General features: G+C 60.4%; 19 protein-coding genes. 11 read left to right on the top strand and 8 right to left on the bottom strand.

Annotated elements, in window-relative coordinates:
• Positions 1 to 3: 3 nt before the first annotated feature.
• The 7 genes from ACWNC0_RS18595 to ACWNC0_RS18565 form a co-directional block, all read right to left on the bottom strand.
• Positions 4 to 1,005 carry a glycosyl hydrolase family 8 gene (locus ACWNC0_RS18595; RefSeq protein WP_449474664.1) on the bottom strand — a complete coding sequence of 334 codons (1,002 nt, stop codon included), beginning with the start codon at positions 1,003 to 1,005 and terminating at the stop codon, positions 4 to 6.
• A complete protein-coding gene (bcsD, locus tag ACWNC0_RS18590; protein WP_449473753.1) occupies positions 995 to 1,459 on the bottom strand; it encodes a cellulose biosynthesis protein BcsD in 465 nt (154 codons plus the stop codon). The genes ACWNC0_RS18595 and bcsD overlap by 11 nt, the downstream gene beginning before the upstream one ends.
• Positions 1,456 to 2,739: a cellulose synthase subunit BcsC-related outer membrane protein gene (locus ACWNC0_RS18585; RefSeq protein ID WP_449473751.1), complete on the bottom strand. Its 1,284-nt coding sequence runs from the start codon at positions 2,737 to 2,739 to the stop codon at positions 1,456 to 1,458. The genes bcsD and ACWNC0_RS18585 overlap by 4 nt, the downstream gene beginning before the upstream one ends.
• Before the next feature lie 166 nt (positions 2,740 to 2,905).
• Positions 2,906 to 4,921: a tetratricopeptide repeat protein gene (locus ACWNC0_RS18580; RefSeq protein ID WP_449473749.1), complete on the bottom strand. Its 2,016-nt coding sequence runs from the start codon at positions 4,919 to 4,921 to the stop codon at positions 2,906 to 2,908.
• Positions 4,918 to 9,273 carry a UDP-forming cellulose synthase catalytic subunit gene (bcsA, locus tag ACWNC0_RS18575; protein ID WP_449473747.1) on the bottom strand — a complete coding sequence of 1,452 codons (4,356 nt, stop codon included), beginning with the start codon at positions 9,271 to 9,273 and terminating at the stop codon, positions 4,918 to 4,920. The genes ACWNC0_RS18580 and bcsA overlap by 4 nt, the downstream gene beginning before the upstream one ends.
• The gene (locus ACWNC0_RS18570) at positions 9,270 to 9,980 is read right to left on the bottom strand and encodes a cellulose synthase operon protein YhjQ/BcsQ (protein WP_449473745.1); all 711 of its coding nucleotides are present in this window, start codon (positions 9,978 to 9,980) and stop codon (positions 9,270 to 9,272) included. Before ACWNC0_RS18570 ends, bcsA begins: the two co-directional genes overlap by 4 nt.
• A complete protein-coding gene (locus tag ACWNC0_RS18565) occupies positions 9,980 to 10,330 on the bottom strand; it encodes a hypothetical protein (RefSeq protein WP_449473744.1) in 351 nt (116 codons plus the stop codon). The genes ACWNC0_RS18570 and ACWNC0_RS18565 overlap by 1 nt, the downstream gene beginning before the upstream one ends.
• Before the next feature lie 649 nt (positions 10,331 to 10,979).
• Between ACWNC0_RS18565 and ACWNC0_RS18560 the strand changes: the two genes are divergently transcribed.
• The 11 genes from ACWNC0_RS18560 to ACWNC0_RS18510 all read left to right on the top strand — a co-directional run bounded on the left by ACWNC0_RS18560 (position 10,980) and on the right by ACWNC0_RS18510 (position 21,193).
• On the top strand, positions 10,980 to 11,279 hold the full coding sequence (locus ACWNC0_RS18560; RefSeq protein ID WP_449473742.1) for a DUF736 domain-containing protein: 300 nt from the start codon (positions 10,980 to 10,982) through the stop codon (positions 11,277 to 11,279).
• 159 nt (positions 11,280 to 11,438) lie between these two features.
• On the top strand, positions 11,439 to 11,669 hold the full coding sequence (locus ACWNC0_RS18555; protein ID WP_449473740.1) for a helix-turn-helix domain-containing protein: 231 nt from the start codon (positions 11,439 to 11,441) through the stop codon (positions 11,667 to 11,669).
• Complete coding sequence (locus ACWNC0_RS18550) at positions 11,666 to 12,247, top strand: S26 family signal peptidase (protein WP_449473738.1); 582 nt, start codon at positions 11,666 to 11,668, stop codon at positions 12,245 to 12,247. Before ACWNC0_RS18555 ends, ACWNC0_RS18550 begins: the two co-directional genes overlap by 4 nt.
• Positions 12,235 to 12,834: a lytic transglycosylase domain-containing protein gene (locus ACWNC0_RS18545; RefSeq protein WP_449473736.1), complete on the top strand. Its 600-nt coding sequence runs from the start codon at positions 12,235 to 12,237 to the stop codon at positions 12,832 to 12,834. Before ACWNC0_RS18550 ends, ACWNC0_RS18545 begins: the two co-directional genes overlap by 13 nt.
• A 232-nt stretch (positions 12,835 to 13,066) precedes the next feature.
• Positions 13,067 to 13,426, top strand: a complete 360-nt coding sequence (locus tag ACWNC0_RS18540) for a hypothetical protein (protein WP_449473734.1) — start codon at positions 13,067 to 13,069, stop codon at positions 13,424 to 13,426.
• Between the two features lie 251 nt (positions 13,427 to 13,677).
• Entirely contained in the window at positions 13,678 to 15,483 is a 1,806-nt protein-coding gene (locus ACWNC0_RS18535) for a DUF3363 domain-containing protein (protein WP_449473732.1), read from the top strand.
• A gap of 186 nt (positions 15,484 to 15,669) precedes the next feature.
• The gene (locus tag ACWNC0_RS18530; protein ID WP_449473730.1) at positions 15,670 to 17,193 is read left to right on the top strand and encodes a hypothetical protein; all 1,524 of its coding nucleotides are present in this window, start codon (positions 15,670 to 15,672) and stop codon (positions 17,191 to 17,193) included.
• Entirely contained in the window at positions 17,123 to 18,712 is a 1,590-nt protein-coding gene (locus ACWNC0_RS18525) for a UbiA family prenyltransferase (RefSeq protein ID WP_449473728.1), read from the top strand. Before ACWNC0_RS18530 ends, ACWNC0_RS18525 begins: the two co-directional genes overlap by 71 nt.
• Positions 18,709 to 19,134 carry a GtrA family protein gene (locus ACWNC0_RS18520; protein WP_449473726.1) on the top strand — a complete coding sequence of 142 codons (426 nt, stop codon included), beginning with the start codon at positions 18,709 to 18,711 and terminating at the stop codon, positions 19,132 to 19,134. Before ACWNC0_RS18525 ends, ACWNC0_RS18520 begins: the two co-directional genes overlap by 4 nt.
• Positions 19,131 to 20,459 carry an FAD-binding protein gene (locus ACWNC0_RS18515; protein ID WP_449473724.1) on the top strand — a complete coding sequence of 443 codons (1,329 nt, stop codon included), beginning with the start codon at positions 19,131 to 19,133 and terminating at the stop codon, positions 20,457 to 20,459. Before ACWNC0_RS18520 ends, ACWNC0_RS18515 begins: the two co-directional genes overlap by 4 nt.
• An 11-nt stretch (positions 20,460 to 20,470) precedes the next feature.
• On the top strand, positions 20,471 to 21,193 hold the full coding sequence (locus ACWNC0_RS18510; protein ID WP_449473722.1) for an SDR family oxidoreductase: 723 nt from the start codon (positions 20,471 to 20,473) through the stop codon (positions 21,191 to 21,193).
• Positions 21,194 to 21,288: 95 nt separating this feature from the next.
• Here ACWNC0_RS18510 and ACWNC0_RS18505 read toward each other — a convergent pair whose 3' ends face one another.
• On the bottom strand, positions 21,289 to 23,220 hold the full coding sequence (locus ACWNC0_RS18505; protein WP_449473720.1) for a hypothetical protein: 1,932 nt from the start codon (positions 23,218 to 23,220) through the stop codon (positions 21,289 to 21,291).
• Positions 23,221 to 23,223: the final 3 nt, after the last annotated feature.

Raw genomic sequence — 23,223 nt, 5'->3', positions numbered from 1 at the left:
ACATCAAAGTGACTGCGACAGCATCTGCAGCGCTGCTGCATAATAATCGGTCGACAACGGCAGGGACGCAGGCATTCCAAGCGCGCGGTTGGCGATCGTCATGCCCCCAGGTGAGAGCGCGAAGTCGGCCTCTTGTCCCGTTTGAATGTCGATCCAGGCGGGAATGGCTCGTCCAGCACGGACGTAGCCCCGCCAACAATCAATGATCGGCCTGACCAGCTGCTGCCTGCCTCCCGCCTGTGCATAAAGAGGCAGGCGTACAGCGTCGAAGCCGAACCGGGGCGGCTTGGCTGCCGCAGGCGCGATCGCCGCGTTCGCGGTTACATCGATCCAGTCCGTGGGTAGGCGGCGCCGGCCAAAGCGCGCCGCTGCCAGCAGCTTTTCACTGTCGCGGATCACGTCTCCCCAGACGGCTTCACCATCCAGCCGCCGGAACTGGTCGAATGCCGGCCAGACGAAATAGGAGGGGTTGACCGTCACGACATTGGGTGAGGAAAAGCCGTCGATGCCGGGCAGGAGAAGGCGCCGACCAAATCGCTCGATGACCAGATGAGAGAGAATGGCAGCCCTGATTTCCTCGGCTCGTGCAGTCAGAGCGGCGTCCTGCCACTGCTCACCTGCACGGCCCAGAGCCCAGGCGATAAAGATGTCGCCATCTGTTGCATTGTTACGGTCTGCCACCGGATTTTCCTGGCGCGGATCGTATCGCCAGGAGTAGAGCGCCACGTCGCGTCGGGCTAGCGTCGCTTCGGTCCAACGGCGCATTTTCTCGAAGGCCTCACGGTCATTCGCAGTCAGCGCCAGCCATAGACCATAGCCCTGGCCTTCGCTGTGACTGATTCCCCCATTGCCGTTGTCCAGGACGCGGCCGGACGGGTCGAGGAAGGCGGATTTGAAACGGGGCCACAAGCTGTTCGACAACGGCGGTCGCCCGCCAGCTCTGGCGCAGGATATGGTCAGCGCCGCCAAAGCAGTAAGCGAAAAAAACCTTCGATCAACGGCCATGCCATAGGTCCAGTGTGCCGCCATTGAAATCCACCCGCCGGGTCATCAGCGCCGCGCCGCTGCCGAGTGTCCGGAACCAGCTGTCATAAGCGCCTTCGAGCACCGCAGAGATGATCTCAGCCCACAGCCCTTCGACATCGCCATCCAGCGCGGGTGGCAGGCCCTGATGCCGGATAGCTATGCCTTCCTCTTCCATGCAGAAAATGACATGACCCCAGTCAAGCGCCGACCAAAGCTTGTTGGCGCGTGTGGCCAATAAGGTCAGATCGGCTGCGTCTTCCATCGGCTCTGCAGCGGCGAGTTTCCGCCCGACGGCCAGGTAAAAGTTATGGGCCTGAGCAGGCGTCGCCGTGCTCCCTATCTCGGCGGCAATCATAGCGACGAGCAGCGCCAGGCCCTTTGGATCGGCCGAGGCACTGTCAACTGGCATCAGTTGCCGCGTGGCGTTATTCACTGCCCACCTCCAAGTGATTGGCGAATGCCGATCAAGGACCGGAATTCATCATAGTTGCCGAACGTATTGATTCCCATTTGTCCCCCCACTCGCATGGAAGGGCTTACGCGATAGTAAATGGCGCTGTCGGCAGAGAGGGCAAAGCCGGTTTTGCTGATGGCGTCATAGGTTGAACGCGCATCACTGTTCACGAGTTTCAGATTGTTAAGCAGCCCCTGCGCGGCGTCGCTGGTAGGATAGAGGTTCGCGGCTTCCTGATCGTAGCTTTGATAACCTGGGGCGAAATTCCCCCTCACTTCCCAACGGCTGTCGTCATAGGCGTAACGCACGGGGAAACTGACGCTGATGAAGCTTTGCGGGCTGAAATAGCCGCCATGGCCATAAGTGAAGAAATTCTGGTTGTTATCAAAATCCTGATAGTTGACGTTGATGCCGCCAGTCAGGGATGAATTGTCACCCTGATAGAAACGCATATAGCCGCCCGCGTTCAGCTGGATGCCGTAGTTGCGACGGACATTTTCACCGCGGTAGCGGTGAAAGCTGCCGTCGCCATAAAAGCCGTTGCCGTTGCGGTCGTAGCTGAAGGACAGGCCGCCGCCCGTCTTCATGACCTGTCCCCATCGCTCTCCCATGCCGTAGGGGCCGAAAAGTCCGGGGACATCCAGCAGTCGCTGCCCGGTTACAGGGTCGCGCGCGCCTGCGGCCATGACGATCGCGCTTGTCGCCTCGACCAGCCTGGCATCGGTCGCCGGGTTACGGGCGCCTGCATAGGAAACGATGCTGTCTTTTACCGGCTGCCGTTCAAACCATAGCTTCGCCGAAGCCGTGGAGGAAAAGCGTGGCGTGACCGCAGCGCGCCAGGTCGCTCTCGTATTGCCGAAGCCAAGCGGAGTAACACCGGCTTCCAGCTCTACCAGCGGGCTCTTGTAGGATGCCGACAGGGCGACGCCCGCAGCGTGTTGCGCATCAACGCCGATATTGCGCGAGGCGACCTGGCCGGCGATCGCTGCCGCCTCCGCTATTCCATTGCCGCCAAAGCGTGCCGCGCCCGACGCGCTCGGTGCCCCGGCATCCAGCACCACTGCCTCCGCCTTTACTGAAAGGCGGCCGTTACCGACGCCTGTCGATATGCTTGCCGATCCGGTGATTTCCTTCAGCTCGCTCAGCCCCGGTTCGCCGGAACGTTGACGGTATCCGGTTTCGACGTCGGCCCGTGGACCACTCTCGCCCGCAAGCGTGCGGATGTCGGATTCCAGTCGGGCAAGGACAGGATCTCCCATGATTCCGCCTTGCGCCATCGTCGGAGCGCTGGAAGCGTAGCCATTATTGTCAAAAGCTGCCGGAACGCCGATCGCAGCAGCACCTGCAGGCAGGGGCGTAGTTGCCGCATAGCCCGGTGCGGCCTGATAGGAAGGCAGGCGTGCGCCGCCTTCAAGTGCAAAGGGGTTAACCGGTGGAGGGGGGAGCAAACGCCTGCGAACGGAATGGATTGCTACCCATGCTGCCGCTTGTCCCGCCGATGCTTCCGAAGGGGTTGCTGGCTGTCAGTTGGACATGGCTGCCGCCCATCTGCCGGGCATAGATTTCCCGAGCGCGTTTTAGATAGCGGACTGCCCCGCTTTCATTCCCGCGTGCCTGTTCCATCCGCGCTGCGACCATGTAGACTTCATGGTCGTCCGGCCAGGTTTGGATCGCGCGTTCGACCGCTTGAGCGGCAAGCGCCCGGTCACCCGCAGCCCCCGCTGTCTCGATCAGGCCCAGTTGCGCTTCACGATCCCTGGGCGACTGCGCCAGGATCAGCTGGTAGCTTTGGGCCGCGCGGGCGGGCATGCCACCTGATTGATAAAGCCGGGCAAGCGCCGACAGGACTTCGCGATTTCCTGGTGCTGCATTCCAGGCGGACTGGAGCAGGTCGAAAGCAGGTGCATATTGCTGCGCCAGCCTGAGCCGGTCTGCCTGCGCCGCGGCCATGCCTCCGTTGATACGAGCGAGTGTGCGCTGACCATCGGCGGACGAACTTGCGAACTGGCTGGCGCGTTGCAACGCTGTTGCCGCGAGGTCATCCCGTCCTGTCTTTGCAAGTACGCGAACAATAGGCTCATACCCTTCGACGTCGCTGATCTCACCGGAAAGCGCTTGCTCCGCGAGTTGAGCTGCACCGCTCGTATCGCCCAGATCATACAGCGCGTCGGCGATCGCCGCTTGTTTGGCCGCAGACAATCCTGCCGTTCCGCTTAACTGATTCAGTGCGGCGCGTGCTTCGGCCTGACGGCCCATCGCGCCGATATCCCGCGCCCTCTGGATGGCCTGATCCGCCTTCAACCCCATGGCGAAGTTCCGCATCTGCGAGGTGCGCTGATCGTCGGGGATGCGATCCACCAATGCTTCGGCCGCGCTGAAGCGCTTGAGCGAATTATTGAGGAGAGCGGCTGCGTAGAGTGCGTCCGGGCTGGATGAAGACGATAGTGACCGCAACAAGGCGTCAGCGTCTGACACCCGACCGCGGTCGATCATGAAATGCGCATATTCATACCGGATCCAGGGATCATTTTGATCGAGGAGCAGGCCGGATTGAAACTCCTGTTCGGCAGTGACTTCGTCGCCGCGCCCGATTGCAGCGAGCGCCCGTCCCCGAGCCGCCCGGCTCTTCAGTCGAAGCTCGGACTGTTCACTTCCAGCACTGCCCGATGCCTGTCTCAAAATATCTGCGGCGTCGGCATAGCGCCCCTGCCGCTCGTATATATTGGCGAGCAGCTCAAAAGCAGGCTGTCGATCGGAAAAGCCAGACCTGACCAACCCTTCGGCTTTTGCCTGCGCTTCCCCGAGCCGTCCTTCGGACAGGGCCGCCTGGGCTTCACCCAAATCGGCATAGAAGCGCGATGAGGCGAGAGCCTCAACCCATTTGGACGGCGTCCCCCGGCGTGAAGCCTGTTCAAGCAGGTCGCGGGCCTCGGCAAAACGGTTCTGACGCAGTCGTACGATTCCGAGGCCGCCTAGCGCGTCGGCATCGTTGCTGTTGCGGCCCAGGGCTCGTTCGAAAGATGTCGCGGCTTCGCCCAGATTACCCTTGTCCAAAGCCTTGAAACCCGCGGCGCGGGCGTCGCCGCCGCGGTCGGCTGGGGCAGGGCGGGGCGGGGCGGATCGCGCGGCCTGCGCCGGTCGTGTCAATTCCGGGGCAGGTCGGGACCCTGGTTTGGCCCCGGTTTTTGCCGCTGGCGGCCTGGCGGGGCGCGATTGCGCGCCACTCAGCCCGTGTCTCGCTTCGCTATTGACAGGATCGAGTACCAACGCCCTGCGAAAGGCCTGGTCTGCCAAGTCATTTCGCCCCTTCGCCCGCCAATAGCGGCCCTGTTGAATCAGCGCGGCGACACCGGGCACCTCCGCAACGGCGATGGTGGGCGTGACGGTTGATGCAAGCAGGGCAGCGACAAGGAATTTTCGCATCGTTATCGCTCCGGTCATGCCTCGTCAGCCCCTTCGAGGCGGCGTTTGGCCTGTGAATTGAAATAGAGATATGCAGGGCCTGCGAGAAGCAATGCCAGCAGCAGGCCGCTGGCCGCCATGAGGATCGGTCGCAGGCTGAACCAGTAGGCGATACGCATCCAGATGGGCAGGGAGCCCACCCAATAGGTAGGTCCGACCGCGAAGCTGGTCATACCTTCACCATCGGTGACGGCAAGGTCACCCTGGATCTGTGCATTGATCTTCGTATCGGCCATGCCGTTCACCAGCTGCGGCAAGGCATTAGGGTCGTCCGCGAGCAAAGCGACTACACTGCGGTCGCTGTCGAACGGGGAGCGGAAGCCCACAATGCCGGAAAAGCCGTGTGCGTTATAGATGATCTGCTGTGCTTCTTCAGGATTCGATCGGTCGCCCAGCGAGAAGAAATTCTGGGCACTCTGGAATGGGGACCGCTGGGCCACCTGGAGAGCGCCATCGCTGAAGCGAACCGGGGCGTTGCCGAACAATTGGCCCGACCCCGCGACACTGCTGGCGCCAATTATCAATATGTCCTTCCCTTCCAAGGCGCTCGGGTCGATCCTGTCCATCACCGTGACGCGGGTGGCGGGGAGGCCGGTCGAGTCAGCAAAGCGGCCCATCATGGCCAAAAATGCCTCGATGGTGCTCGCAGTGGCCCCGTGCGGCATTATAACGGCCGTTTCCGCCAGATCGGGCCGGATCGTGAAGGGATAGCCCGCCCCCGCGAACGTCGCGAGGTCGGGCATCTGCAGCGCATGATAGGCATGGCTGAAGTCGATTGTGCTGGTCGGGCTGATGCTGACGCGGACATTTTCCGGCAATGTGCCTTCGCACTTCTTCTTGTTCGCCAGGATCAGATTATAGTCGAACACCAACTCATTCTGGCCGAACAGATTATAACGCGGCAGCACGAGCGAAGCCTTGCTGTTCTGCGATGATGGCCCGCGACCGCGAAAGACCTGGTCCCACAAATCGCCACCGGCGAGGGGCAGCGTGCGCAGATACTGATTGTTGATCGACACATCGAGGCGTGATCCCCGCTTGTCCAGCCAGTCTGCTGTCGGGTAACGATATTGCAGGTCCAGCCTGCCGCCCTGACGAGGCCAGAAGAAAAGGTCGGGCGCGATGCGGAAGCGCGCGCTGAGCGGCCCGGGCGGCAGCCCCAGACCTTGCAAGGCATAAGCGTCGGTGAGCTCGCCCAGACGGACGGGCCGGTTCGTGTTGATCCAGCGCGGAGCAGAATAACGGCCATGTGCAGGGATGCGCACATTGTCGAATGCCATCTGTGAGCCGCCGAATACTCCGCGCCCGCTGGCCACGGCCGCCGCCGCAAGCTTCAGTTCCTGCGTGTTGCGGCCCATGATTAGGAGGAGGTTGCCAAAGGTGTCGCGCGGGTTCCGGATGACGGCAACCGATGGCCCGCGGACCTGCATGGTTACGCCCCCCACGGGCCGATTGCCCAACAGGAAGACAACGGCATTTCCGTGGGGAAGCTGATTGAACATCGGTTTGAATGAAAAGCCGCGATAGCTTGCCAGTCCCCCAAACCATGACGCCGCGCTGGCGGCTGCTTCCAGTTCGCCGTTGCTGGGCCTGCCAGCGAATACGAAGGGTAGGCGGAGAGGCAGATTGTCGTTCCGGTCGAAAAAGGGACTTGGCAGACGTGACAGGTCGGGCGTGAGCGGCAGGCTCTGGACGCTAAGGTCAAACCAGGAGCGGACATTGCTGATGTTGGCCCATAGCGAACTATGGAACGGATCCTCGCAATCGCGCGTGTAATGTCCGAGCAGGCGCAGGTTGAGGCGGTTGTCGCCCGGCAGGAACAGTGCCGGGTTGACCGGGATGTTCAGAATCTGCCCTCGTGCATCACTGGAGCGAAGCGGGACCACCTGCACAACCTCCCCGTTCAGCAAGACGACCAACTGGCTGAGGTCGCCGATCATGGCCGGCGACCAGGCCAGATTCAGCCTCAATGTGGCGTTCGTCACCACGTCGCTACGCCGCATGCCGAAAGGAATGCCGATTTCGCCCCTCGTGCCTTCGAGGCGGATGGGCGACTTTACCTGAAGATCGCGGAAGGTCAGCCGCTGCTGCCGGGTTCCACTCGCTGACGCCGTGCTCACGCTTGCGGCGGGAGCGGGAGTCGGAGCAGCTTTGGCCGCTTGCGGTGTGCCGCTCATGAGAGCGCCGGTCGCCAGCAGGATGGCGGAAGCCTTTAGCCCGGTCATTGCAGCCGTGCGCTTTACATTCCGGCGTTCGGTCCGGTTCAGACGAAACAGCCGTTTGAGTGTCGTAAGATCGACGACGATGATGTCCCATAAGGACCTGAGGCCAGAGGCCGGAGGTTGTGGGGCCGCCGGTTCCCAGGCATCGGCACGGCCGAGAATGGCCCGGACAAGATGCCGTGACAGCGTCATATCAAGCGGCTGAAAACGCAGAAACGCCTCCCCATGTTCAATTCGGATGGTATCGACGGGTAATGTCAGCTTCTCGTCACCCATGGGCAGCGAGATGTGCGTGACGAGCCGGTCGCGCAAAGATATGTCCTGCGGCAGGCGTATAGCCGCGCCGCCCATCGACAGGTCCATGGTGACGGCATCAAAAACATGCCCATCCTGAACATAGATGGTGACCGGAACCTGAGTTTCGATGCGGATGAATTCGCGCGCCTGCTTTGTTTCCCGAGCGACAGACACAGCGGCCAGCAGGATAATCAGGCTGAAGAGTGCCCATGCTCCGTTCAACAAAAGGGTATCGGCCTGGATGTTGAAAAGGTGCGGAAAGAAAATCAGCTTCACCACGCCCAGCGCAATGCCAAAGAGCATCAGAGCGATACAAAGTAAGTGAGGCTTCACCGTCCCCAGATCGAAGTAGGTGCGATCCAGAAGGCTTCCCTTGTCGGTGACGTTGAACTTGCCCTTGCGAGGATTGAACAGCGTGAAGACGGTCGCCGGCACCAGATGGAAGGCAAGTATCGTTTCATAGATCTCGCCCCAGAACGGGCGCCGGTCACCACCTTGCGAACGCGCTCCCGAGACCATCGAACAATAGAGGTGGGGCGCGGCATAGGCGAAAATCAGGGATGCAGAGGCGTGGATGATGTTTTGTCCGAAAATGAGATAGGCGAGCGGGCTCGTCAGGAACACGATGCGCGGAAGGGGAAACTGAAAATGCAGCATTGCATTGAGATAACAAAGCCGTTGCTGCCATTTGAGACCTGGCCCGAGCAGTGGATTTTCAATTCGCAGGATCTGCGTCATCCCGCGTGCCCAGCGAATGCGCTGGCCGATGTGGAGCACTAGCCGTTCCGTGGCGAGGCCCGCAGAAAGGCGGGCACTGATAAAGGCAGTGTTCCAGCCCATGCGCTGGAGCTTGAGCGCCGTATGGGCGTCCTCGGTCACTGTTTCACCAGCGAAGCCATTCGTTTGTATGAGCGCCTCACGCCGAATGATGGCGCAGGAACCGCAGAAGAAAGCCGCGTTCCACAGATCGTTACCCTGCTGGACACTGCCGTAAAACAGGTCTCCCTCACCCGGAAGGTCCTCGACTGTCCGCAGGTTGCGCTGCGCCGGGTCGGGGGAATAGAAATGGTGCGGCGTTTGCATGAGAGCGAGCCTGGCATCCTTCTGGAACCAGCCAGCCGTCATTTGCAGGAATGCGCGGGTCGGAACATGGTCGCAGTCGAACACGGCTATCAGTTCGCCCGCAGTCTTCTTCATGGCGGCATTCAGATTGCCTGCCTTGGCGTGCAGATTGTCAGGCCGGGTCAGATAGCCGCAGCCGACCTGGCGTGCAAAGGCGCGGAATTCGGGTCGGCGACCATCGTCCAGAATGAAAACCCTGAAGCGATCAGCGGGATAGTCCATGTCCAGCGCCGCGAACACCGTGTTACGCACGATGGTGAGACTTTCATTATAGGTGGGGATGAAGACGTCGATCGTGGGCCATTGCGAAGGTTCCCCCTGAAGCTCTACGACCGGGCGATGAAGCGGCCAGCTGGTCTGCAGGAAGCCAAGCAGCAGGATGATCCAGGCGTAGATCTCCGCCAGGTAAAGGCCAGCGCCGAGCAGGAATTCCAGCGGCGTGCCGAATTCCAGCGTCTGCGTCGTACGCCAGAACATGTAACGGGTAGACACCAGGATCGACAGGAGGCCGAGCGCAAGCGTCGCTTTCCGCGTGCGGGATCGGCCGAGTATCAACGCACCGCCAATCGTAATGCCACTGAATAGCCATTGGGCCTGGAGGTCCAGCGGCACGCCGATAACCAGCAGAACCAGCAGGGCCGCGAAAACTGTGATGCCCCATTTGGCGATAGGCGAGGACAGCAGCTTCATGACAGCTGTTCCGCATTGGCGTTAAGCCCCAGCCTGGCCTCGATATGCTGGGCGACTGCCCGGATATCGGCCAGAGCTGCACTGGCGGGGGCATATTTGCTGATCGGTTCGAACATGGCGGCCGCCTCGTTCACGGCCTCGTCTCGCCTGACCGTACCCACGAGCCGGTCGCCGACCAGTTCGCGCAGGAAAATATGTGTGTGCCGCGAGAAGCGGTGCGTGTCATCCAGCTGGTTGAGGATGAAAGCGGTACTGCTCAACTCGACGGTCGGAACACCCGCCTGTACCTTGCTGAGCGCCGCAAGGGAGACAGGCTGCGGTAGCAGCGTGCAGACATGCAGGTCTGCATGTGGGAGCAACAGATCCTTGGTTTCCCGATCGCCCGCCGCAACATCGGCAACGTAAACCTTGCCCGAGCGGAACGGCGATTTGCCATGACGGAGCGCCTCGATGAAATCAGGCTCCCTGCTGAGGCGGTAGGCAGAGAAAAGTTCTACTCCCGCGACAGCAAGGGCTGATCCGCCGCCATGAAATTCGGCAAGTGCCTGCGTTGGAAGGAGGCCGAAAAACAGCTTGAGCGTGTCCTGATAGGTAAAATCGATTGCAGCGACATCATGCCCCTTCCGCGCGAGATGCATCGAGAGATGAGCCGCGATGAAACTCGTTCCGGTTCCGCCTTTGGAGGAATGACAGAGGATCAGGGGCATCAGGCGCGGCCCCCTTCATCATTGTCGGAGATGCGCTGGAAAAAGGACCGCAGGTCGTTTTTCATTTCGTCTGAGGATGTATTCTGTCGACTGGAAGAATAGCCGCCGAAAATACCTGCGTCCGACTGTGACACTGCCGGTTTTGCTGGTGCCGCCTTGACTGTGGGAAGCACATCTTCGACGCTGCGGGCTGCGAGCGCGGAAACGGGTTTGCCTACAACGCGATCGTCTGTCAGCAGGGCTTCGAATATGGGCCAGAGCTCCATATCCGCAAAATTGTCGGTGAATTCACGGTATCTGAAATCCCTGCGCCCGAGCCGGGCGAGCAGGTTGGCGGCGTCTGATCGCATAAAGAATCCCCTTTGATGCCTTCGTGCGATATATATCGTTGGTTAAAAAGGCCTTTGCGATCAAGCGGGGAATATGAATAAGGTCAACTAAATATTCGGCTCACCCAGTCGATTTGAAGATTAGCTATACAATTGTAGAACAGTGGCGCTCAGGCAGGTGAGCCCCTTGTTTGTGAACTGTCGGCTCCAGCGGACGCCGACGTCGTCATCATGACCACGGTGTGCGGCACCGGCAAATATGGTCGCCCGGCCTGTGCGACCGTCCTGCTGATGAACCGGAAGCTCGTCGAGCGCTAGGGGAGAGCCGGGGCATCCGAGTCAAGGAGGGCTTGGATATCGCCTCCGATATCGATCATCGCTGGACGAAATCCTGCGTTCCGATCCTGTCCAAAGATCCTCGCGTGCTGGTGGCAATGCCGCACCGGCCTTTCTTTTATGGCAGGTCTGGCGTCGGCACGGCTTGTCCGCGCAACGGCTTCGCCGGCTTTCTTCCCCGCCCTTACGGGCTTCCTCGCGAACCAAGAAAACCGGCTCTGGCCGTCCTTCGCTGGCGCTTTGGCCCAGGGGTGCGCGGCGCCGTGCCATCGCCTCATCGACTGCCATCGAGGCCGCATGGGGCGGCATTCGAACAAGCAGAAGGAGACTTTCCATGGCACAGATCGGCAGCTTCACCCGCAACGAGGACGGCGTTTACACTGGTGAAATCCGCACCCTCACTCTCCGCGTCAAGGCCACGATCCGGCCTGTCGAACGCGAGCATGACAAGGCTCCGGACCATCGCGTCAGCGCCGGTGGCGTCGAGTTCGGCGCGGGCTGGACCAAGGCGGCGCGCGAGACCGGCGCGGAATATCTGAGCCTCAAGCTCGACGATCCGTCCTTCCCCGCGCCCATCTACGCGACCCTCACCCAGGGCGACGAAGGCGAGCACAAGCTCATCTGGTCCCGCTGAAATGAAGAGGCTCCGCGCCAGATTCGGCGCGGAGCCTCTTTTCTCCCGGGGTGTCGAAAATGTGGGAGTGGTTTTCGACACTGATGCCGAGATGTCCCTGTCCGCATCCTGGGTGCCGCGATCGCGCCGTTGCGATCCCGTCAGACAGGATAGCGCCCCATGGATACCAACGATGACATTGCCCGCGCGAACCGCGCGAAATGCGGCTCGCCCTTCCTCAACACCGACCAGGCCGCCGCCTATCTCAAGATCTCGAGCCGCCTGCTGAAACGCCTGCGCCGCGACGGCAAGGGGCCGGTTTTCCGCCGCCATTGCCGTTTCGTCCAATATCATATCGATGACCTGGACAGCTGGTCCGCCGAGCATTCGGCGCGGGATCTGGGCGCGTGAGCCGCCGTCGCAGCCCTGCCCCCGATGCGCCGTTGCTTGCCTGGTGTGAGACCTTGCGGACGGAAAAGCGGAGGCACGTTCGATTGCGCGGGCGCATCTTGTGCGTTGGTGCTGGCACTCTCATCCTCCTCCTTTCCGCCGCGCTTCCGCCCACGCCGCGCGTCGTCTGGAATGCGAGCGCCAGCGCGCCGATCGGCCTTTACAGGGTAGATCCCGGCGCCGTGGTGGAGCCGGGTGACATGGTCATCGCTCGCGTGCCCAGGCGCTATCGGCTGCTCGCTGCGTCCCGTCGCTACCTCCCTATGAACGTGCCTCTGGTGAAGCGCGCCGGGGCCTATGCGGGCGATAAGGTCTGCGCGCTGGCCGAGGACATCTTCCTCAACGGGCGATGGATTGCGAGCCGCCGTGCAGCAGATGCCGCCGGTCTCCCGATGCCCTGGTGGAGCGGTTGTATGGTGCTGCGGGGGCGGCAGCTGTTTCTGCTGATGGACAGTCCGTCCTCCTTCGACGGTCGTTATTTCGGGCCGACCGACGGCGACGATGTGATCGGAAAGGCGACGCTCCTGTGGCGCCGGTGAAACGCGCCGCCATCCTGCTGGCGCTCGCCCTTGCGACGCCTGCCAAAGCTGAATCGGTCGCCTCATGGCAGCCTTATATCCGCGAGGCATCGCTGCGGTTCGGCATTCCCACCGTTTGGATCGAGCGGGTCATGCGCGCCGAAAGCGGTGGGCAGACTCGCTGGAACGGCCGACCCGTACGCTCTTCCGCTGGCGCCATAGGCCTCATGCAACTCATGCCTGCAACCTGGACGGAAATGCGCGTCCGGCTGGGACTTGGCGACGATCCCGACGAGCCCCGCGACAACATCCTCGCCGGCACCTTCTATCTGCGGCTGATGCATGAACGGTTCGGATATCCCGGCCTGTTCGCCGCCTATAATGCCGGGCCTGGGCGTTATGCCGAACATCTTGCGGGCCGCCGTCCGCTGCCAGGCGAGACCATCGGCTATCTCGCAAGCGTGGCGCCGGAGCGGCAGATTGGCGGGGCCTCACCACCGGTCGAGCCTCTGTTCGCCATACAAAAGGGCGGCGGATTGGCACCGGCCGCCGCCGTCGGCGCACCATCGCCAAGCCCGATTTTTGTCGTTCTGTCGCAGGGGAATTGAGGTGATGGTGCCTCTCCAGGAGAGGGTGGAGGCTCGTCTCGACAGACCCAGCATGACGGGTAGCGGAGCGGCTCTCAAGGCCCGCGGGTGCCCCCCAATTTGCTGCGCAAATCGGTTCCCCCCGCGTCCGATTCGCGGCGCCGCGCTTCGCGCCGCGGCCCTGACAGCCGCCCCGCCACCCGTCTCCCGGACGCCGTTCTCGATGGTGAGGACGAAGCGCAAGGAGGTCAACATGGGCATGGTTCAGGGTATCGGAACGGCGTCGGACAGCGTCGTAGCAACGCTGGTAGCAGAACTTGAAATCGAGTTGGGACGCGGTGTGGGAGAAGCACTGGCGCAACGCTTTCTGGACGCGGAGGAGAGCGATTTCCTTTGGGACGCGCGCGGCGAAGAGCGTTGGCTGAGCTCCTATGAGGGCCTTGGCGAGGATAATCTGGAGCTCGACCGGATCGCGATCTGGGGTCGGCTGGATGGCCGCTGGTTCATGGCCATCATCCTCGTGGATGGCCAGGGAATGCCACATGGGACGATCGCAAAGCGCATCTGTCGCAGCCGCGATATTGCTCGGAAGGCAATGGCCGATGCGCGCTGACGGCAGCATGATCGTCAGGAAGAGGCGGCGTCGGACCGGCGTCGTCTCTCCCCTATTTTCGAGCCGAAAATGGGTGGCGCTAGGGGATAAGGGGAAACAAGATAAAGGCAGTGTCTCGCGACCCGGCTTAAGTGTTTGTCTGCACATCCTTTTTTCACGAGATCGTGCCCTGACTTCGAGAGGCAGGGCGGGCGGGAACGGCGGAAATCCGCCAGTTTCTGGCCGAATTCGCGAGATGGGGCGGCGTTACCATGTCTGACGACGACCTCACGCCCAGGCTCGGCAGGATGCGGGGCAATGATGGCAAGCGCACCGTCAAATATGGCGGGCGCATCCTCGCGGCGACGCGGCTGGCTGGTAACAAGACAGGCAAAAGGTCGCGGCGCTTTGATGGCAGTCGGATCGGCCGGGGCGCGAGCATGGGACGGCTTCTCGCCAGTCGCGACAGGTTGGGCGGTTTCCGCGGACGCCGCGCGGTGGTGAAGGCGAGCCTCATTCGGCTCGGTGGCAAGGCTGGCCAGGCAGCCCGTGCCCATATGCGCTACATCCAGCGCGACGGCGTCACGCGCGAGGGCCTGCCTGGTGAGCTTTACGGCCCGGCGACCGACCGCGCGAACGGCAACGATTTCATCAAGAGCACGGCCGGCGACCGGCACCAGTTCCGTTTCATCGTCTCGGCCGAGGACGGCGCCGAATATCCCGATCTCAAGCCCTATGTCCGTCGACTGATGACGCAGGTCGAACAGGACCTCGGCACAAAGCTCGACTGGGTCGCGGTGGATCACTTCAACACCGAGCGACCGCACACGCATATCGTGCTGCGCGGCATCGATGATCGCGGCGATAATCTCATCATCGCCCGCGAATATATTTCACACGGCCTGCGCGAGCGCGCGTCCGAACTGGTGACGCTCGACCTGGGGCCGCGAACCGATCACGAAATCGAGGCCCGCCTGCGTCACGACGTCGATCAGGAGCGGTTGACCGCGATCGATCGTCGCCTGCTGCGGCGCATGGGAGAGCGCGGCGACATCATCCGCCTCATGCAGCGCGAGTTGACGGCACGCCGCCTTGATCGCTCGGGTGTCGAACAGGTGGTGACGACCGAGCTTCGCGAGCCGATTGTCGGGCGATTGATCCAGCGGGGCTTCTCCGACGAGCATCGCCACCGTCATTATGCGATGCTCGACGGAGTCGATGGCCGGGTCCATTATATAGACATTGGCCGGGGCGATGGCGCGCCATCGTTGCCAGAGAATGCGACCGTGCGGATAGAGCCGACGAGGGCGAGCGTGATGCAGGCGGATCGTACCGTCGATGCTGTCGCTCGCGCCAACGGTGGACGCTATTCGGTCGATCTTCACCTGGCGCATGATGCTCAGGCCAGCGAAGCTTATGCCGCGAGCCATGTCCGGCGGCTGGAAGCTATGCGGCGGGCGGGGGCCGGGCCGGAGCGATCAGAGGATGGGAGCTGGGTCATTCCCGACGATCACCTCGCCCGTGCCGGGGCCTATGTCCAGCGGCAGAAACATGACCGGCCGGTGGCAGTCTCGATCTTCTCGCGAACACCTGTAGCCGACCTGGCGGCAAAGGAGGCGTCGACCTGGCTCGATCGCGAACTGGCATCAGGTACACCGAGCGTGGTCCGCGATGTCGGCTTTGGTCGCGAAGTGCGCGACGCAATGTCGGCCAGACGTCAGTGGCTCGTCGAACAGCAATTGGCCGACGGCGATGGGCTGGTTTTCCAGTTGCGGCGCGGCGCATTGGAGGCACTGCGCTTGCGCGAGCTTCGGGATGTTGTCGACAGGCTTGGCAAAGAACTTGGCAAGCGATTTGAGTCGATCAATGTGGGCGAGCGCGTTGAGGGTGTCATTGGGCGGCGTTTGGACCTTGAGAATGGGCCGTATGCGGTGGTCGAGCGTGCGCGGGATTTCACGCTTGTGCCATGGCGAAACGTATTGGAACGCAACATTGGAAGGACGGCTACGGGGATCACGCGATCGGACGGGATTAGCTGGCAGTTCGGGCGGGGGCGATCGGGGCCTGCAATTAGCTGACGCCTTAGCGGATGGGCCTCCCGACCAAGCGGATTGACTGGGTATTAGAGATGGAGGGTGAATTCATTCACGCGCCCGCTACGGCCCGGAGCGGCCGCCAAAGGCCAGAATCGACTAGCATGCCGGTAGCGCGAAGGATTCCTTAACCATGGTAAGCGTAGGCGGAGGTGGTCGTTCGAGGTGCTGATGTCTGCAGTTGTGTTCAAAAGCGAGAAAACGAAACTCCTGATGACGCGTATGCTTTGCGCCTTCGTGGTGCTGGGGTTGGCATTTGTCATTGCCCTGCGCTTAAAGATAGCGGCCAGCTCTCCACTATGGTTGGACGAGACGTGGAGCGCGATGATAGCGACGCAGCCCGATTGGGCGGGATTCTGGCGTGAAACGTGGCTCGACTGCCATCCCCCACTTTATTATTTTATTCTCAAATTGTGGATCGCTGTCGCGGGTGACAACAACTTCATGTTGCGGCTTCCGAGCATCATTTTCACTTTTTTGGCAGCTCTGGCGCCACGGGCGTGGCGACCATCCGGCCTGACAAGGTGCGGGGCGTGGACGTTTGCTGCCCTGCTCCTGCTTTGGCAACCGAGCTTCAACGTGATGCTCGACGCCCGAGGCTATGCGCTGTTGCTGTTGCTATCGACATGTTCCTGCATCGCCTTTTTGAATCTGTTGGATGAGTTGACGCGACGAAATGCTGTGATCTGGGTCATGCTGGGAACGATGATGTTCCTGACCCACTATTATTCTGGAGCGATCCTCGCCGGACAAACGCTCATTCTGATATATTGCAAGCGTCTGGAACTTCTCCGGCTGTGGCCGACTGCCTTTCTGACGGCGCCGGGGCTGGCTTGGTTTGGCTATCACCTTCCAAGGTTAGCGGATTATGCCAGACCAGATGTTTCGGTGTATCCCGCGATCAACGGATGGTCAGTGATCAGAGGGTTGACCTATATTTTTGGCATAGAAGGCGCCATTCAACTTGGCATTTTGATAGCCTTTGTCGTCCTTTTCATCCTTAGACGGAGTCGAGGAAATGCTTCTGAATCACATCGCCAAAGCTATTTGGAATCGAGAAATATATTCATTGTTCTTAGTGTGCTTGTACTCGGGTTTGCGCTCATAATTGCGATAAATATTTTCAAGCCATCGCTGACTGATCGATATTTTGTTCCACTGGTGCCGTCAGCAATGCTTGTGCTGGCCTTGATGGCGCAACAGATTGGTGGAACGGGGCTGGCTGGCGCATTACTGGCACTCTCTTGGCTGGTGCCACAGCTCGATGTCAGGGCCATTCACGATAAAGACGATGCCCGCATCGTGTATAATAGTGAGGAAGGCAGCGATTTTATATGGCAGCACAAACCCGATCGTCTCCTCTTCGTTTGGGATCACCCCCTTGCCAAGATCATGGAGCCGCGTACGCTGGAGCAACTGGGGGGCTACTTTCTGAAGCGCGATGGTTCTGAGATCCCGGTGCAAGCGATCCTTGTGTCACCTTCAAGCGATGCGAATGCACTGTTGAAATCTGCTGCCATCGGGGGCAGGCCTGCAATTATCTGGCTGTTCAACAGAGCAGGAAATTCCGCTGCCGTTGCGCGCCCGCCCAGCTTTGAAAATGATCCGGCTTGGCAATGCTCTGATGGCCGATCTCGCCCAGCAGGTGGTCTTTCAACCGTTGCTTGTGTCAAAAATGGGCCGGTCAATGACTGAGGAGGTCAATTTCTTTGCTGGGCAAGGAGGGGTGAGTTTGCATGACCTCCGAGCGAAAGGCGTTGATCTTTTCGCGCCGACGGCCGTTCGAAAAGCTGACGCGCAATCGGTTTTGGCGGTCGATCTTGATCACAGCCTCCTGCGTTCGGACATGCTGTATGAGACGTTCTGGGCGTGCCTTTCACGGGACTGGCGAATTCCGTTTGTAGCGACAGCTCGGCTGATGGAGGGAAAGGCCGCTGTAAAACGCCTTCTAGCTGAAGCGAGTGACATCGATGTCGCCTTGCTGCCCTATAATGAGCAGGTTCTGAGCCACATCAGGCAATGGCGGGAAGATGGTGGCAGAGCCGTTCTCGTCACCGCGACAAACCAGGCACTGGCCGAGCGGATCAGCATGCATCTCGGCCTTTTTGATGCCGTTTACGGGTCGGACCACGCGGTAAATCTGAAGGGTTCTCGCAAGGCTGATTTGCTGGTCCGCGAATATGGCGCGCGTGGCTTCCTCTACGTCGGAGATTCGCGCTCGGATTTGAATGTGTGGGCGAAGGCAAGCGGCGCTGTGACCGTCGATATATCGTCGGGACTTAGGAAGAGGGTTGATCGGCTCCATTCGAACGCGACGCATCTTGTCAGCTCGGGTTCGCGCATGAAAGCCGCGATCAAGGCGGCTCGTCCGCATCAATGGCTCAAGAATGTGCTCCTTTTCCTCCCGATGTTGGCTGCACATCGGATCGACGTCGGCACCGCGATCCACAGCATTATGGCGTTTTTAGCTTTCTGCTTGATCGCCTCCGGAGTTTATATCTTCAACGACTTGCTCGATCTGGAAGCGGATCGACTTCATATTCGCAAGCGCATGCGCCCCTTCGCGAGCGGCGTTCTTCCGGTTTCGAACGGTGTTGTGTTGGGATTGGTCATGCTGGCCGTCGGCTTCGCCACGGCGGCGATTATTGGGCCTCAATTTTTCGCGTTGTTGCTCGGCTATTTCGTCATTACCACCGCTTATTCGCTGTGGCTGAAGCGGTTCCTTGTCATAGACATCTGCACGCTAGCCCTCTTGTATAGCTTTCGCATACTCGCAGGTGGAGCCGCCACTGCCATTCCCATCTCGGTTTGGTTGCTGGCCTTTTCGATCTTTTTCTTTTTTGCGCTGGCGGCAGTGAAACGTCAGGTGGAATTGGTGGATGGCGTGAAGAGCGGGGCTGTGAATGCGACGGGCCGGGGATATCATGTGAATGATCTGCCCATCGTGGCTCAAATGGCGACAGGCGCTGGTATGGTGGCTGTCCTGGTCCTTGCCCTCTACGTCAATTCAGCTGATGTTACCCGGCTTTATTCAAGGCCGGAGGCTCTATGGGGCATCTGCCTGACGTTGCTGTATTGGCTCAATCGCATGACGCTGGTTGCGCATCGTGGGGAGATGCACGACGATCCTGTTGTCTTTGCCGCTTTGGATCGGACCAGCCAAATCTGCTTTGGCATTGCTGCTCTTCTCGCGATCGGCGGGGCGCTGCTGTGAGCCTTACGGGGCTGGTGCTACGCTATGCTCTGTTCGCTACCGTTGCCACGGTCGCGAACCTCATGCTTCAGCGGCTGGTTCTGGCAATATCGCCGACTACCATCGGCTACGTGCTGGGTCTGATCATCGGGACGGTTGTCGGCTTGGGCGTGAAGTTCATTCTCGACAAATTGTATATTTTTGGCGACCGCGCATCTGGCTTCGCCAGCAACGGCCGTAGCTTCCTGAAATATGCCTCCACGGGCATTGCGACAACGCTGATCTTCTTCACGATCGAAACAGCCTTCTGGTTATATTGGGGCACGCAGACAATGCGCGAGGCCGGCGCGCTGCTTGGCTTGGCGATTGGTTATGTCGCCAAATATCGGCTTGATAGGCATTTCGTTTTCCCTGCTAAATGCGATATGGTGCCGCGGACATGACAAGACTTTCCGGTTGGGGGCGCTATCCCGTCGGTGACTATCCGCTGAAAGCGGCCCGTTGCGAAGCCGATGTGCTGCACGCCCTCTCAGCGGGCAGCCTTATAGCGCGAGGCAACGGCCGCGCTTATGGCGATCCTGCGGCCAGTTTGTCCTGCACGCTCGATATGCGGGGCATGAACAGGATGCTCTCCTTCAACGCGGCGACGGGCGAACTGACCGCTGAGGCCGGGGTTCTTCTTTCGGACATTATCACAGCCTTTCTTCCGCATGGCTGGTTTCCCGCCGTTACGCCCGGCACGCGCCACGTCACGCTGGGCGGGATGATTGCGGCGGACGTGCACGGGAAAAACCATCACAGGGATGGCAGCATGCGCACCTGCATCTCGTGGATCGATCTCCTATGCGCGGACGGGGTGGCGAGGCGTTGTTCGCGCACGGAAGATCCCGAACTATTCGATCATACCTGCGGCGGCATGGGGCTGACGGGCGTAATCCTCCGGGCGGCTATTCGCCTGCGGGCAGTTCGGTCAGCGTGGATACGACAGCGGACAATCGCGGCACCCGATCTGGACAGCGCAATGGGTGCCTTCGAGGCGAATGGCGACGCAACCTATTCTGTCGCCTGGATTGATACACTAAGCTCAGGTCGATCGCTTGGGCGCTCGCTGGTCATGCTCGGGGAGCATGCCAAGCCAGACGAACTGTCGATATCGCAGCGTCAGCGGCCTTTGGATGTCCCTGCGAGGCGGCGTCTGAGCGTCCCTTTCGACTTGCCCAATTGGGCTTTGAACGGGTCGGCTGTCAGGTTGTTCAACGGCCTCTATTATCGGGCCGGGCTGCATAAGGCGGAGCGAACGCAGTTCGTGAGCTACGATAGCTATTTTTACCCGCTTGACGCCATTTCGGGATGGAATCGTATCTATGGTGCGCGCGGCTTCCTGCAATTTCAATGCGTGTTGCCGTTGGAGCGATCGCGCGAGGGGTTGGGTGAATTGCTGGGCCGCATTGCTGCGAGCGGCCGCGGATCCTTTCTCGCGGTCCTCAAGCGGTTTGGGGCACAGAGTTCGCCATTTTCCTTTCCAATGGAGGGATATACCCTCGCTCTGGACTTCCCCGTATCGCCCCGTACGATCGCGCTATACGAAACGCTGGAGGCAGTGACGATCGCTCACGGCGGCCGTTTCTATCTCGCCAAAGACGCGCGCATGTCAGCTGCTACACTGCGGGCTGCCGATAAGCGTACGGACAATTTCGCCGCATTCCGTGGTCGGCGTGCGCTGAAGGGCAATTTTGCCTCCTCCCAGTCCGAGAGGTTGGATATTTGACTAGCGGAACAGTGCTCATCCTGGGTGCGCGATCGGACATCGGGCGCGCCGTCGCCCATCGCTTTGCCCAGCAAGGCTACGCGATTCAGCTCGCGGCACGCGATAGTCGAACGCTCGAAGCAGACCGTTCCGACATCGTGCTGCGATACAGCCAGCGTGTGACGTTGCATGAGTTTGATGCCCTTGATCTTGAGGCTCATACTGCATTTGTGGATCGATTAGATGAGTTGCCCAACATAGCCGTCTGTGTCGTTGGCCTATTGGGAGATCAGCGGGCCGCCGAGCGGGACGCCGTAGTCATGCAACAGATCTTCCGCAGCAATTTCGAGGGGCCTGCTAGCATTTTGTCGGTGCTGGCCGAACGGTTTGAGAAGCGTCGCGATGGGACCATTATCGGCGTCAGTTCGGTTGCGGGCCTTCGCGGTAGGGCCTCCAATTACGCCTATGGCTCGGCAAAGGCCGGTTTCACCGCATTTTTGTCAGGTTTGCGCAACCGTCTCGCCAGACAGAATGTGCAGGTGATAACGGTTCTGCCGGGCTTCGTCGCAACCAGTATGACAGCAGGTATGAATCTGCCCTCGCGCCTTACCGCTCGCCCTGAAGATGTTGCCAAAACCATCCTGAAGGCGGTTCGTCAAAAGAAGGACGTTATTTTTGTCCGGGGCATCTGGCGAGTGATAATGGGCATTATCTGCGCCTTACCCGAAGCGATCTTCAAAAAGACAAAATTGTGAGGGGATGATCCCCAGTGGCGGTATCGCGTTGCCTTATGCGCTTCGCAATGCCGCATCTATAGAAGTGTACCAAGTGCGAACCAAGATAAATTGGCTTAAAGCGGCTTGGTAGCTGCCGTGCTGCGCGGCACGAGATAATATGCCCGGTAACTGCCGAACGACTGTTCTCGCTGCACGTCATAAGCCACCCGGAAGGCGTTCACCCAATGTCGATGATCGGCGTCTGCCAGGATCCACCCGGGCCGACGGTAAGCAGCCGCGCTTCGGCGGATGTAATGTTCAATGGATGCCTGGGGCAGCGGCACAAAGTTGGCGAGGTTGTTCACGCTGGTCCATGCCCTGCCTGAGGAGCGAACCATCAGGTAGTTGTGATCGAATAGGGCGATAGCCTCGGCTTTCTGATCCCGGAGATAGCGCAGGCCAGCGATTGCATCAGCGGACAATATCGTGGGGCGATCATTTGCTTCGGGGGTAAAGCGCGCAATCAGCCGGTATGGTCCGAGATGTAGCGCCCCGGCCCGGGAGGCGCCTTCTCGCCAAGGTCTAAAGTCGAAGGTGACTGTGAAAGCGACCATGGCGATGAGTAAGGTGTGGATGAAGGCGCGGCCGAAATGTCGCGCCGTGTCGCTGACATTGTCAAGATTGGCGAGAGTCGCCAGCAGCACCGGGATCAACAATGGGAACAGGTTGAGGATGTTATTATCGTGACTGCGGCTGATGTAATAGGTGCCCGCTGCCAGGAAACCCAGCAAACAGGCATAAAGGGGTCGGGCCCGTTCTGACAGGCCCTGTCGCGCCAGCACGGCGATGCCAAGCGCAAGTGCCGCAAGCGCGATCCAGATAGTCCCGACAGGATTGACGGGCAGCGCCCCTGGGGGATGCTGCACATAGGCGAAGAAATCCTCCAACGTGATCGCCTTGGCGGATAGCAGCCAGAGGGTAAGCGCAAGGATGCAGATTCCGGCCGCCAAAGCTGCCACGCCTCGGACGGCCCCTCGAACGAGAGCAATGATTGCCCCGCGCCGTCCATCTGCTGCGGTGGCATCGCGCAATGCCAGATATGGCCACCAGATCAAGGTTCCGAAGAATGCCGCTTCAGGCGACCAGAAGAGGTCGATCAACCAGATGGTATGCCCGATCCAGTCGCGGCGGACTTTGCGTTGTTCGGCATAGAGTATGTGAAGTAGCAGCGTGGAAATTGACAGGAACCGTAGTCCGGCGACTGAAGGCGTGATCACCGGCCCGGCGAAATTGCTCGGAAAGCCAGTCCACATGAAAGCTGCGCAAAACATCGCCAGTAGCGCCAGCCAGCGCACGCCCATAGATGATCGCGCGGTCAGGACGATCACGATTCCTGCAAGAGTTGCAAAATAGAGAGCGTTGGCGGCGACGGTCACCTCATACATGCCGCGCCAGCAATCCTGGCCGCAGCTTGCCATCAGAGTGACCGTAGGCCCTAGCCCATATTGTATTGGGAAATCCCGGTAGGGCACGCCACCGCCTCGCCATGCTTCCACCGGGGCCAGGTAGGCGCCCCAGTGATGCCAGGCGAGGTAGATGGTGTCCGCCGACTCGAAAGGTGCGGTCAGAAGCCCGGCGCCGATGCCGATGACCCCGCATAGCAGCATCGTTGGGAGCAGTCCCGATTGCGTCGCGACAGCGTGTGGCTTCCAGCGCGGCAGAAAGCCGGCTCCCACAGCAAGCGGGGCGGCGATCATCGTTGGGATGAACCCGAATATAGACGATTGCGTCCACCAGATGGTGGTGGCGAAGAGTAGGACGGCCGTCATGCCGCCTAAAAGTGCCACGGTCCCGAGGCCGAAAAGCGGGATCAGGACAAATATGCCGATCAGTGGGAAAGCCCCGTGCCGGAACGCCGTTAAAGCTAACGCCGCCATCAGGAGCAGCGCACAACTGGCCAACTCCACACTGCGCTGTCGATCTGCCTGCGAACTAAAGGCCGACGCTGAATAGGGCGTCAGCAGCACAGCAAACAGCAGCGCCGCATATACAGACAATGTCATCATCGA

This window comes from Sphingobium chungangianum, from assembly GCF_977014255.1.
This window is presented reverse-complemented; position numbering and strand designations above follow the sequence as displayed.